We start from the raw sequence: 13,738 nt of genomic DNA, 5'->3' as shown, positions 1-13,738 counted from the left end.
GGTTCCAACCCGATGAACCCGAACGACCAGAACGCAGCGCATTTCCTGAACCTCCTCCGCCAGTCAAGGCGGGGGAAGTTCAAGATTTACATTGGCATGAGCGCGGGCGTGGGCAAATCATACCGCATGTTGCAGGAAGCGCATGCGCTGCTCCGCGCGGGAATCGACGTTAAGATCGGGTTCATCGAAACGCACAAACGGGTCGAAACCCACGCCCTGATCGACGGGCTTCCAATCATTCCCCGGCGTACCTTGTTTTATCGAGGGCGGGAACTGGAGGAAATGGATGTACAGGCGGTGCTCAACCTGCATCCCGAACTGGTGATTGTGGATGAATTGGCGCACACCAACATCCCCGGCTCGAAGAATGAAAAAAGATGGCAGGATGTCGTCGAGATTTTGGATGCTGGTATCAACGTTGTCAGTGCCGTCAATATTCAACATATTGAGAGTTTGCATGCATCGGTGCGCACCATTACGGGTATCGATGTGACCGAACGGGTGCCGGATCGGGTGCTGCAAATGGCCGATGAAGTGGTGAACATCGACCTGACCGCTGATGAATTGATCACCCGGCTCAAAGACGGGAAAATATACGAACGAACAAAGGTCGAAACGGCGCTAAACAACTTTTTTCAGCCCGAGCGGATTCTGCAACTACGCGAACTGGCGCTGCGCGAGGTGGCCACGGCCGTTGAACGGAAAATAGAAACGTCGTTGCCGTCGAGCGTAAAGGCCAAGCCGGAGCGCTTTCTGGCGGCCATAAGCTCTAACCACGAAATTGCCCGCCGGGTTATTCGCAAAACAGCACGGCTGGCCTCGTACTACAACTCGCGCTGGTTTGTGCTGTATGTGCAGACCCCGGACGAAAATTCGGATCGGATCAAACTCGATGTGCAACGCCATTTGATCAACAACCTTAAAGTAGCCACGGAACTTGGGGCAGAGGTTATCCAGGTGAAGAGCAATAATATCGTAAATAGCATCATGGATGAAGTGGAGAAACGAAACGTAACAACGGTTTGCATTGGTAAACCACACCTGACGCTGATCCAGATTATTCTGAAGACGAACGCTTTTAACCAGCTTCTTACTAAACTGTCGGGTTCCAATACCGACCTGATCATACTCTCGTAGCAGCCATGAGCATTAAGAGCAAAATAGCGGCTGCCCTGGCCTTTATGTTCGCCATTATCGTGGCGCTTGGAGGGTTAGGCGCGTACTATCTGAACGAACTTTCCAACGATTCGCAGGCCATTCTGAAGGATAACTACATCTCGCTCGAATACGCCAGTAACATGCAGAAGGCCCTGGCGATGATGACCGATCCGGTTGAACGCGACCCCGACGGATGGTCGGATTTCGATCGAAATCTGAAAAAACAGGAAGCAAACATTACCGAGGTGGGCGAACAGGAATTGACCAGTAGCCTGCGCCGGGAGTTCAACCGACTACGTACCGGCCCGATGGATGCCGTTGTGATTTCGCACATTCGGCAGCATTTATTTGCACTCGACGATCTGAACCGGCAGGCCATCATCCGAAAGAATGAAGTCGCCAAACAAACAGCCAAAGATGCCCTGTTGTGGCTGCTGGTCGTTGGGACGTTGTGCTTCCTGATTCTGTTTTCGTTTATCGTCAACTTTCCCGGCTATGTGGCCAATCCGGTGCGGGAGCTAACGCGCGGGATCAAGCAGGTGGCCAAACGAAATTTTGAAGAGCGCCTGCACATTGAATCCAACGATGAGTTTGGGGAACTGGCGCGCTCGTTCAACCTGATGGCGCAGAAGCTGGACGAATACGAACACTCCAGTCTGGCAAGGGTCCTGTTTGAAAAACGGCGAATCGATACGCTCATTCAGATCATGAGCGAAGGCATCGTGGGCATGGACGAAAACAAACGGATTCTGTTTGCCAATCCGGTTGCCTGCCGCCTGCTGGGCGTCGAGGAGGCCCGGTTGATCGGGCAATATGCTCCCGACGTGGCGGCCTCGAATGACCTGATGCGAACGCTGATCCAGGATGTGATGTCGGCGAATAAAGTTGAACCTGAACAGAATGGCTTCCTGAAGATCTATGACCCAGGTCCGGAGGGCTCCGGCTCAACTAGCACAACCCAGGAAGGCGAGGGGAAAGAAAGTTATTTTAACCGTCGGACGCATACGGTGGAGGTGACGCCCACCGGCGAAGATCAGCCCCAACTGGCGGGGTATGTGATGGTACTCGAAAACATAACGCCCTATAAAGAACTGGATCTGGCGAAAACTAACTTCATCGCGACCATCTCACACGAACTCAAAACGCCCCTGTCGAGCAGCAAGATGAGCCTTAAACTGCTGGAAGATAGTCGGGTTGGCACCTTGAATGATGAACAGAAAGCGCTCGTCGCCAACATTGGTGATGACATAAACCGGTTGCTTAACCTGACCGGCGAACTCCTCAACATGGCGCAGGTAGAATCGGGACAGATTCAACTGAACATCCAGGCCGTTGCGCCCGCCGATATTGTCAACTATGCGATCAACGCGCTCAAGGTCGCTGCCGAAAACAAACATATTTCGCTGAACGTGACCGCACCTGCCGGGCTACCCATCGTGCTGGCCGATCCCGACAAAGCATCCTGGGTGTTGGTGAATTTTCTCTCAAATGCCATTCGGCACAGCCCTGCCGATGGCCTAATTGAGGTGTTGGCCAAAAAGGCCAGCACCTTTGTCGAGTTTCGGGTGCGCGATCATGGGTCGGGCATTCGAGCGGAGCACCAGAACCGGGTTTTCGACCGCTATTTCAAAGCGCCGAACGTAAACGGGCAGGTCAACGAAACATCGACGAGTGGTACGGGGCTTGGCCTGGCTATTTCGAGCGAATTTATTCAGAGTATGAACGGGAAGATTGGGCTGGACACGTCCGTTACGGACGGAGCCGCTTTCTTTTTCCAACTCCCCATCGACCCCGAACCAGTAAACATGCGTAGATAATCTGGGCCTGCTGCTTATAGATTCATCAACTACACACAAACGATGAATCGAATCAGTACCGTAGGACTTGTTGGTTTTGTACTCCTTTTACTCAATACGCGAGTGGCGTGGTGTCAGAACACGGCGGTTAACTGGAAAAAAGTTAAGGTGCTGGTGTACACTAAAAATGGGAAGGGGTATGTTCATGATAACATTCCCAACGCCGTTCAGTGCATTCAAAATCTTGGTCGGCTGAACGGCTTCACGGTCGATGTATCCGACCAGCCCACGGTCTTTACGGAAGACAACCTGAAACAATATACGCTCCTGTTGTTTCCAAGCACCAACAACGATGTGTTCGATACGGATGCTCAGCGGCTGGCTTTTCGGCGATACATTGAAGCGGGGGGCGGCTTTGTCGGAATTCACTCCGTGATGGGCACCGAGCGCAACTGGACCTGGTTCAAACGAATGATTGGTGGCACCTTTGCCTGGCACCCGAAGTTTCAGAAATTCACCATTGAGGTGATTGACACAAAAAACCCGTCGATGCAGGGCCTGCCTAAACTGTGGCAGAAAGAAGACGAGTTCTATTTTACCAAAGACATGTCGCCCGGTCCAACGGTCATTATGGCCAATGACTTGACGACCCTCAATCAGGACGAACCCGAAAAAGTAAAAGCGTTTGGCGGCTCCTATACCAAACTTTATCCGTCTGCCTGGTACTACAATTTCGATGGTGGCTATACTTGGTGCACAACCCTGGGCCACGCCAAAACCGATTATGAAACCGATACGACTTTTATCCGCCATATTTTTCAGGGGATTCGGTATGTAGCCGGGCAGGTCACAAAAATCGATTTCAGCAAAGCCTACGCCGATTCCAGAGATACGCCAATTCGGTAGGTAAGCGCTGAGGCTGCGTGGACAGGATGAACCAGGCCGCTAACTTTTTAACAGCAGACTTTACCGGGCGTAGCCGAATTGGGTAGCCCGGTAAAACCTCCGTTTATGGAATGCCTATTTTTTTAGATCACCTAAGGTAAGTTGTTCGACATAGGGCATCAGTCGGTCGGCACAGCCCGCATTATCGACAAACGCACTTACCTGATAAGGCTCCCAGTGCGCACCCAATCCGCGATTGAGCGGCCATCTATAGTAAATCTCAATAAAATGATTACCCCAATAATAAAGTTTAACGTGACGGGCGCTATCCTGCCGTTCAGCGATAAAGCGCCCTTTAATGGGAATCAATACTAACTGCTCCGAAAATGTTAATTCGTTTAACTGCTGTACGTTCATCACTTCAAAAATGGATAAAGAAGAATTAATTGTTTTCCGTTTGGGCAAACGGGACTTCGATGAAATCGTGTACAGGTCTACTCAATAGAGGCATTTACTAAATATGTTGGCGAATTAAGAAAAATGGGTGATAAAAGACGACAATTCATTTTTGTTAAGTAATTACGATTCTTGATAATGGATATAATAGTAAATTGTGCAAACAATTTGTTCGCAATATAAGCTGTATAGTCTAATATTATTTACTTCTTTTGGTTAATGTATATAAATTCTATTTTTGTTACCTGCAGCTTTCTTTCATGAAATGTGCAAAAACGGTTCTGCCTAGAGTGATCTCTCTACTCACTAGCGGAAAGCGGCTCCAGTAAAAAGTAGGTTGTCACTCAGTGGTGATTCGAAATTTGCATAACCCTATACGTCAGTTATTTAGGTATTAAAGATCGATAAAGAAACGAACTACGCGACAGGGAAAATAAGTAAATAAGAAGGCAAATGTGATGGTGTGGATAGCCTGAATCAGTATACTATGTATTGGCTACTTTTAGGTCTAAGCTTCTGTTTTTTTGTCGATAGAATCAGGATTTTTCTTTCTGGAAGGTGTCGGAATAATTAATTAGTTGGATAAATGGCCCGTAAAAAACAAAAGCTTCTTATGAAAAAATGAAGGTAATTCGTGCGAATTTATTCAGATGGCCATAAACCTCATTTTGATCAGATAGAGACGTCTAATGGCCCGATAAGTGATTTTATTCGTGTGTATACAACTTGTTTTTCCAGAGTTAAACAAACCACTTTTCTTATCCTGCCCCTGCCTGTTCATGAGCAAACAGCGGACCGATTAAGCGAGGCAGAGAAATGGTATAATAGCCATGTATATAGGTTTGTCGAGCCGAACCGCGAATGGGAAGCCGTAAAATGATAGACGGGAACATTGACTCAATGCAAGTCAACGTCCCCGTCTATTTTTCCAAGTGGTCAGCCCACTGCGCAGTTAGCTGTTTGTTTATTGGCCGCTGCCCGCTACGGCAGCAACACCCGACTGGCTGGTTGAGCCTGTGGTGTACAACTGATTGAACAGGAGTTTGAACGTGCCATGCGATTGCGCCCGGAATGTAATTTCTGGACCGAACGCATACAATTTACCCATTCCTACGGGGGCTACAAAAGCGGCCACACCATCCTGCAAATAAGACTGTCCCCAGGCCCAGCCGCTGCGCAGCGGTTTGCCGCTGTCGAACCAGGCCAGTGGTTTCACCAGTCCTTTGGCAATCGCGTCCGGCGCTATTTTGAACACGGGGCTGGCGTCGAAATACACGTCGCTCTTGTTCGACATGCCCCAGGTTGCGTGCTGGGTCGAGTCCAGATTCACACGTAGTACACTTCCCGGAATGTAATATTTCTCACCGGGCAGCGGTTTCTCGACACCACTGGTGGTCATCTCGGTGAGGGCGTTTTTGACCGGCAAGCCCAGGTGGTAGGCCAGGTTGGTGCTGCTGCCAATAGTCACGATGGTTCCGCCTGTTTCCAGGAAGGTTTTCAGCTGAGGGATCGATTTGGTGGCTGTGATTTTACCCATCCACGGACGGTATTCGGCGGGTGTATTTTCGACTTTTGGCTCGGAGCCGAACAGGCTGAAAATATCCTCATCCTTACCACCAACGGGTGGTATCGCGCGGGTCACAAAAACAATAACGTCATAGTTTTTTCGCAGGTCGCCGGCATCGATATCCGCTGGGTAAACCACCTTCATCGGGAAATGATACTGCTCCATCATCCAGCGAATCCAGCCCGATGGCATCGAGCCGCCATACGTATCCCATAGTGCAATACGCATGGGGGCCACTTTCGACAACGTCGTGCCTGGGCGCTTCGACAGGCCGGTTACCTCGATGCCAAGGTCTTTTGCCGACTTATCCAGCAGTGATTTTGCTTTCGCCGATGCCGGAACAAAGAAAGCACCAGCCTCCACTGCCGATTTCTCTCCGGCGCCATTCGGCAGGCGATAGACCTCAACGCCAGACGCCAGCAGATCGTTAACCGCAATAAATGAGTTGTTCGATTTAGCGCTCAACACATAGCCGGCTGCCGTATTGCCCGCAATGTGGCCTTCCGGCGACTGAAGTTCGCCATAGGGCAGTTTCTGGAAGGGACCATCGAAACCATCCAGAATACGGTCAAATTTGACATTCATTAGGTAGGCCAGTGTCCAGCCAGCAGCATCGTAGGGGCGAACGGGCGGGCCGCCCGGATACTGAAAATCATTGGGGTGATCCTGCGGCTCGAACATGTCGATCACGTGGGGCCGGAATGCCTGATCGGCCTTCACCACATACGAACCTGCCGGGTACTTCTTGCCCGCTACACTAAAGTCGGCGGTGGCTTTCTGAACCTGAATACCCGTTCTGATCAGGGCGTTGACAAACTTAACGGCAGTCGCGAAATCCGGTTGATTGGCTGGGATGATAAACCCGCGAGGATCGCGCAACACGGGCGCTTTCATGATGGTATCATAATACTTCATCGGCATACCCCCGCCTTTGGGAATAAAACCGTACTGAGCCAGCGCTGCATTCGTCGGCGGCACCACTTTCTTCGGGTCATTTTTATACGCTTCGTCGATAGCGTCGATTCGCTTTGGCGACAATGCCCAGTAGTCTTTACTACCCCGCTCGATGGAGTTCTTGCCCATGCGGTAAATGTTATACAGTAACTGGTCATTCTGACGGGCGGCATAATCCAGCACCGCGTAATTGAGCGATACAGAATAGTCGATTGACTGCTTGAAATGCCATTTCTGGGGCGTAACCGGGAAGGGGGTATTGCCATTGGGAACCAGGCGCTTGGGCACCAGTGGAATGCTCTCGGGCGTTGGTCCGCCAATGATTTCGGTCAACAGACCAATCATGTTGTGGAAGTGCGTTGTGGTCCGCAGACCGCCGTTGTACCAGGTCGAGAAAACAGAGCCGCCTAACCGCGTGAAGCCGGGTTTGTTCTCGCCGTTCAGCCGATTGATCATGGCCGCGCCCAGGGCGTCGATGCCCGTCACCATCATTGGATCAAAGACGTAGTTGAACGGATCCCGATAGGGTGGGCCCGCCAATACCGAACCTGCCGGGCCACTTTGGTGGTGATTATACATGATCTGCGGAATCCATTCGACGAACAGCTGGCGGGCGATATTCTGGGTTTCCTTCATGTTCAGCATGAAGAAATCGCGGTTGTTGTCGTGCCCGATGTATTTCTGATACAGGCGGGGAACGTTATCCAACGAGCGTTTTTCGGGGGTAGGCTCCCGCATGTACCAGTTGGTTACCAGTTCCTGTCCATCTGGGTTCGCATGGGTTAGTAGAATCACATCCCGATCCAGAATGCGCATGGTTTCGGGATCTTTGTGGCTCACCAGCTGGTAAATCGTTTCGATAAGCTGGTGCGTCCCAACGGTTTCGGTGGCGTGTAAACCACCATCGATCCAGACAATGGCCTTGCCTTCGTCGGCAAGGGCGTGGGCCTGTTCGTCGGTAAGGTTTTCGGCCCGGGCGAGTTTCTGAGAAATCTCCTTGTACCGATCTAATTTCTTGAGGTTTTCTGGCGACGAAACGATCAGCATATACTGATGGCGACCTTCTTCGGTCATGCCAATATCGACCAGTTTGGCTCGGTCGGATGCTGCCGCTATTTTTTTGAAATAGGCCTCCGTTTGCGTGTAGGTAGCGAGTTGATAATCATCGCCGATGGTAAAGCCGAAATGCTCTTTGGGCGACGGAATAGTTTGTGCCCAGGCCGTCGTGAGACTGAGCAGCAGCGTACCGAAAAGTAGACTGGAAAAATAGCGCATTGCTGAGGAAAGGTAAGTTAATAAAGGCGTTGTAAGGTAGTGAGTTATGTGTTACTTGTCATTTCTTGCGGAAACGCACCCCAACCCGGCAGTCACCGACTTCGCCACGGGCTTCATCGCATACGTTTTCCTGGAAACCGGCAATCTGACGTCCGTCGGCCAGGTTCAGGATGAACTTGAAAATGAAATAGTCGTTCTGCGCAACGGTGCTGAGGTTGGTTCCCGTGAAGGCCGCCAGTTGGGCCGCTGTGACGCTGAACGTTTTTGGGAATTGTGTTACAGTTTCGTACAGTTTATCGCTTGTGCCCACCCGGCTCGGCAGCGGAAACTGGGTCACGCTGGGGTAGAGGCCACCCGGCTGCGAAACAACAATAGGGTAGGCTGGATTACCGCTGGCGGGGGCTTTGGTAAAGCCCAGATAGACGTCAATGGACTTTACTTCGGCCTTCCCGAATCCTTCCCATTTCAACGTGTATTCGAAGACCTGGCCGCCCAGATTGGCTGCTCCCAGGTCAAAAAAGGAGGTGTTTGCGGTAGCAATGGTCGGTAGTGCCGACTTTTCGGTATTGACCGCAACCAACGGGACGGCTGTGTAGGCCCAGTTTTCCCAAACATAATCTTCTGTTTTACAGGCATCGAGGCCCACAAGTAGCAGGAGAGAAGCGTATAAAAGTATCTTTTTCATTGGTCTGTCAGGTTATTTATCCCAGAAAACAGGTGTCGTTTGTTGGGCGGTCTGTAGTTGGTCGGCTTTGTCCGATATGGTCGCGTTCGTTGCTAATTCCGTAATGGAGTAGGCCAGTCGCATAGGAAACGTGTTCAGGGGCGCAATGGGCGCCGGTAATACGGGTAAGCCCGTCCGACGGTAATCTGTATACGATTCGATGCCATTGCCGTACAGAGCAATGTATTTTTGGGTCATCACGGCGCTTAGTTTCCCGGCCGCATCGGCCGCATCGTATTGAGCCACCCGGTTGGCAACAAACGCACTGATCGTAGCGGTTGCCATGGGCGGTGCCGAATTGCCCGACGTTGTGGAGATCGTATTGACGCTGTTCAGATGCGCCGTGATGCCATCCTGAAAAAATTGTCGGGCGTCTCCGGTCGTACCCAGCGTGAGGGCCGCTTCGGCCAGAATGAACTTCACCATGGCGTTGGTCATAAACGGAAACACGCCTGCACCGGTACCGTCTGAGTTCGTAACGACTTTGGGTGCCGAAGTTGCTCCCGTGTTGGTTATGAAGACATTCGTGGCGGGCACGTTGTTAATTGGGCTGTTGTCATATAAACCACCCGCCGGATAAATGCCTACCGTGGCTTTCAGGGCGTTATCGTTGGGCGATGCACTGGCATCGCCTGTGTAGCGGCCAAAGTAGCCATTTCCGGTTGGTGTGAAACCAACCGTGTAGTTCGATGTCTGGCGGTAGAAGTAGTACCGAATCCGGGGATCGTCGGTGTTGAACAGCCGCTCAATGAATCCCTGACTCAGGTAATAGCTTTTACCCGCCTGGTATTCGGTCCGGTGCCAGGGATGGCGGTTGGCCGGAGTTTCGGTGGTGCCGAAGCGAAAGGAAAAATCCTGTGCGTTGCTGGTAATCAGAGGAGCGTTGGCGCTGAGTAAGGCGCTGATGCCTGCTTTTGCCTTGTCGGGTTGAACGAGCCGGATCTGGTTGAATAGTTTCAGTTTCAGCGTATTGCCCATGCGGATCCAGGCCGCTTTGTCACCCTTGTAAATAATGTCGGCGGTGGTTGGCTGAATGGCAAAGTTACCCTTGGCAGCATCGGCCAGACCGTCGTCGATCAGCAGGAACAGCTTATCGTAAATCGCTGATCCGCTTTCGAAGGCCGGGTCAGAAACACCGTTGCCCTTCGAGGCATCCGTGTAGGGAATGTCGCCCCACAGGTCGACCATCAGGCTGTAGATATAGGCTTTTTCCAGCTTGGCAATGGCAACGTAATCCCACCGTTGCAGGCGGGTGCCTTCCCGAATAATGATTTCGATGTCGTTCAGGACCTGCGTATACAGGGCATTCCAGGATTGCTGATAATCGCTACCGTCCTGAAAGTTGCGACTCGTGTTGCTGGAGTACAACTGCTGCATTAGAATGGAAGTACCCTGATTCACATCACGCAGGCTACCCGTCATAGACACCTGAGTGGCGGGCAGTAGTAACTCCAGGGTCGGTGTTACTGGATTGTTCGGATCGGCGTTGATATCAACAAAGTCTTTGCATGACCAGCCAATAAACAGCAGGCCCACCAAAGAAAGACGTCGTATATGGACTACAAAGCGCATAAAATAAGTTCGTTCGAGTGGAATTGATGGAGACTGATCAGAAGCTAAACCGGAGATTGGCACCGAGTCGGCGCGTTGTGGGAATACCGATGAAATCGAAGCCCTGCGAATTACCCGCGCCCAGCGAACTGACCTCCGGGTCGAAGTTCAGGTGCTTGGGGAAATTGGGAGCCAGATACCACAGGTTACGGCCGCTGAAGGACAGAAACGCCGAGCCAAACGGGGTTTTCGAGAGCCATTTCTTAGGGAACTGGTAGCCCAGCGAAACCTCGCGAAGCCGGAAAACGGTGGCGTCGAAGATGTTTGTTTCGCCCGCGCCACCCGGTCCAAAGCCACCGGTGAAATAATAATCCGCAACGCCGATGCCGATGTTGTTCGGAATTTTCCGGCCTTCGCCATCCAGAAGAGGTTTCAGCGTATTGACATCGCCCAGCACGCCGGGCCCGACCAGAATGGCTTCCCGTTCTTCAGTATCTTTGGTGACGCCCCGGCTCAACAGTTCGTAGGCCGTAAAGGAATACATATCGCCCCCCTTCTTCCAGTCGAACAGCGCACTGAGCGTAATGCCTTTGTAGCTGAAGGTATTGGTGATTCCCAGAATGAAATCGGGATTGGGGTTGCCAATGGCGGAGGTTTTGCCGCTCAGAATGGGTTTGCCCGTGTTGGGATTCACCAGAACGTTACCGACTTCGTCTTTCGCATAGGTCGATCCGCGGATCTGGCCATACGGCTGCCCGGCAATGTGAACGCTTCCTAAATCGGAGAAGCCGCCATACGGCAGTTCCTTGAGCGTACCGATGTCCAGAACGATGTTCCGGTTGAGGGTAAAGGCTGAGGAAATATCCCAGCTAAATCCGTTTTTGAGTTTTACCGGCGAGGCATTCAGGCCAATTTCGATACCCTCATTGGAGGAGCGGCCGAGGTTGATTACCTTTTGCGTGTAACCCGACGAGGGAACGGCATTGACCGTAAAAATCTGCGATGTGCTAAGTTTGTGGTAGTACGTAATGTCCAGACCGATCCTGTTGTTGAAAAACTGCAGTTCCGTTCCCAACTCCAGTTCAGTGATAAATTCCGGTTTCAGACTGGCGTTGGCAAGCAGATCGGATTCGCTTAAGGTACTCTGGCCAAGAAACGGCGACGAAATGGCTCCTGTTGTAGAACCCGCACCTAACACGGGGTTGGCGATATAAACCGTTTGGGTCTGGTAAGGCGTGGCCTCGTTACCTACCCGCGTGTAGCCCGCCCGAATTTTACCGAACGACAGCACACCTTTAGATAGCTTGAGCGCTTCGGTAAAAATCAGGGACGCACTGGCGCCCCCATACAGGTAGCTGCGGTTGCTGGCCGGTAGGGTAGAGGAGACATCGTTGCGGGCAACCAGGTTCAAAAACGCGAAGTTTTTGTAGTCCAGCGAAATGTCGGTGAAGAACGCAAAATACCGCTGTTTAAAGTTATTTCGGTTGTTGGGTAGCACACGCGGAATGGTAACGCTGGTGTTATTCAGCGAGTTGATGCCCCGAAAAATGATGCCATCGCCAAACACAACCTGGCGTTCGGTGAGCCGTTGGTTAACGTTATTCCCCAGAATCACTTTCAGCCCGATGTTTTCTGATATGGGTTTGGTCGCCGTCAGCAGCAACGTGTTGTCCAGCTCCTGGCGGTAGATGTTGTCGGTGGTGATGTTTCCGTTGGGGAAATAATCGCCCCCTTTACCATTGACCACTGTGCGCCGATCCGTATAGGCATTGAACCCAACGGTATTCTGAACGTTTAGCCATGGAAGCGGATCCACCCCAACCACGACGTTCCCGTAGTACCGATCCACCTTGCTGGTAGTGGGGCTGTTCACCACCGACCAGTAGGGGTTGTCTGTTCCAACCCGGTCATACACGTTGTTGCCATTCAGCGGGTTTGTATTGGGAAAACCGGTCAGGTCGTAGCTGGTCGGCACGAACATCAGAATGTCCAGGATGGAACTGCCGCTGCCGTTGGCTGCTGATACCTGGGGGGAAACCTGGTTCGTATTGACGTAGTTCAACGACCCACTCACGTAGAATTTGTTGTCCAATTGAGCGTTTCCGCCGATGTTCACGCCCGTACGGGTAATTTGGTTTTCGGGTACAACGCCCTGGTTTCCCGTGCGTGACAGACCAACCGTAAAGTTGCCTTTTGAACTGGCGTTCGATACCGACAGCGCGTTTTCGAAAACGTTGCCCGTGCGGAAGAAGTCTTTGGCGTTGGATTGGGCGTAGGACTGATACGGAACCTGAATGGGCGTAATGCCATCGGCCTGATAAAACTGCGGAAATACCGTCGATGGATACCGGTTGTTGGTCGTCAGTGGATGCGGGATCGTTGCCCTGGTTGGAATCAGGCTCGTGTATCCAGCGTAAGGCGGACCCCAGGAACCAAAGACGCCACTCCGGTAATCGAAATTTGTTCCCTGGCCATATTTGGTCTGGTAGTCGGGCAGTCCGGCAACGGTCTCCGTGGAGTAGCCGGTGCTATAAGTAATTTCAAGCCCTTTTTTGCTCTGGCTTTTTCCGGCCTTTGTGGTCACGATAATGGCCCCGTTGGCCGCTCGTGAGCCATAGAGAGCGGCTGCTGCGGCCCCTTTCAGGACGGTCATGGTCAGAATATTGTTCGGGTCCAGGTCAAAAGCCCGGTTAGTAATGGTCGATCCGCCAACGGAGCCATCGGTGCCGCCGAAGCTGGAGTTATCAAAGGGCACACCGTCGACTACGAACAGCGGCTGGTTGTTGTTACCCAGCGACGAGTTTCCCCGAATGGTAATATTTGTGGCTCCTCCGGCTGCTCCGCCCGAGCCCTGTACATTTACACCAGCCACTTTACCCGTCAGCGCTCGAAGCGGATCGGGTTCAGATCGTTGGGCTAATTTGTTGGCATCCAGCGTACTAACGGAATAGCCCAGGGCATTTTTGTCCCGTTTGATACCGGCAGCGGTAACCACCACTTCGCTGAGTTGCTTGGTGTCGGCATCCAGCGCCACGTTGATAACTTCCTGGTTTCCGACAACGACTTCCTTGAGCTGAAAGCCAACCGATGAGAAAACAAGTGTCGTCGATTTGTCAGTAATGGGTAGCTGATAAGTTCCCTGTGCATCGGTGACCGTTCCAACCGTCCCACCTTTCACCGTTACCGTTGTACCAGGCAACGATTCCTTTCCGGCGGCATCGCTTACCTTACCCCGAACAATGCGTTGCTGACCAAAAGAAAGAAAAGGAAGTAAAAACAGAAGAGCAAATAAACGTTCTTTCATGCAAGTATAGAGGAAAGTACTATGAGAAAAGCGATTGTAGAGATTAAAGTGCAATTATAAATTATTAT

The 13,738-nt window shown here is 51.7% G+C and carries 8 protein-coding genes; 3 read left to right on the top strand and 5 right to left on the bottom strand.

Annotated features, from left to right (window positions below; genetic code table 11):
* Positions 1-12: 12 nt before the first annotated feature.
* From ACYVAM_RS10570 to ACYVAM_RS10560, 3 genes are read left to right on the top strand one after another with little or no spacing between them, the layout of a single operon-like run.
* A complete protein-coding gene (locus tag ACYVAM_RS10570) occupies positions 13-1,137 on the top strand; it encodes a sensor protein KdpD (protein WP_461066660.1) in 1,125 nt (374 codons plus the stop codon).
* A 5-nt stretch (positions 1,138-1,142) separates the two neighbouring features.
* Positions 1,143-2,975: an ATP-binding protein gene (locus tag ACYVAM_RS10565; protein ID WP_461066658.1), complete on the top strand. Its 1,833-nt coding sequence runs from the start codon at positions 1,143-1,145 to the stop codon at positions 2,973-2,975.
* Positions 2,976-3,017: 42 nt separating this feature from the next.
* The gene (locus ACYVAM_RS10560; RefSeq protein ID WP_461066656.1) at positions 3,018-3,860 is read left to right on the top strand and encodes a ThuA domain-containing protein; all 843 of its coding nucleotides are present in this window, start codon (positions 3,018-3,020) and stop codon (positions 3,858-3,860) included.
* Between the two features lie 114 nt (positions 3,861-3,974).
* Here the strand turns inward: ACYVAM_RS10560 and ACYVAM_RS10555 are convergent, their stop codons facing one another.
* The 5 genes from ACYVAM_RS10555 to ACYVAM_RS10535 all read right to left on the bottom strand — a co-directional run bounded on the left by ACYVAM_RS10555 (position 3,975) and on the right by ACYVAM_RS10535 (position 13,670).
* Positions 3,975-4,256, bottom strand: coding sequence for a hypothetical protein (locus ACYVAM_RS10555; RefSeq protein WP_461066654.1), 282 nt, complete (start codon positions 4,254-4,256; stop codon positions 3,975-3,977).
* Between the two features lie 1,003 nt (positions 4,257-5,259).
* Positions 5,260-8,091, bottom strand: a complete 2,832-nt coding sequence (locus ACYVAM_RS10550) for a M14 family metallopeptidase (RefSeq protein ID WP_461066652.1) — start codon at positions 8,089-8,091, stop codon at positions 5,260-5,262.
* A 58-nt stretch (positions 8,092-8,149) separates the two neighbouring features.
* The gene (locus tag ACYVAM_RS10545; RefSeq protein WP_461066650.1) at positions 8,150-8,776 is read right to left on the bottom strand and encodes a hypothetical protein; all 627 of its coding nucleotides are present in this window, start codon (positions 8,774-8,776) and stop codon (positions 8,150-8,152) included.
* 12 nt (positions 8,777-8,788) lie between these two features.
* Positions 8,789-10,387, bottom strand: coding sequence for a SusD/RagB family nutrient-binding outer membrane lipoprotein (locus ACYVAM_RS10540; RefSeq protein ID WP_461066648.1), 1,599 nt, complete (start codon positions 10,385-10,387; stop codon positions 8,789-8,791).
* Between the two features lie 37 nt (positions 10,388-10,424).
* Positions 10,425-13,670, bottom strand: coding sequence for a SusC/RagA family TonB-linked outer membrane protein (locus tag ACYVAM_RS10535; protein WP_461066646.1), 3,246 nt, complete (start codon positions 13,668-13,670; stop codon positions 10,425-10,427).
* Between the last annotated feature and the right edge of the window lie 68 nt (positions 13,671-13,738).

This window comes from Spirosoma horti (genome assembly GCF_054776595.1).
The sequence above is the reverse complement of the archived record's forward strand: the minus strand, read 5'-3'. Positions and strand labels throughout refer to the sequence as shown.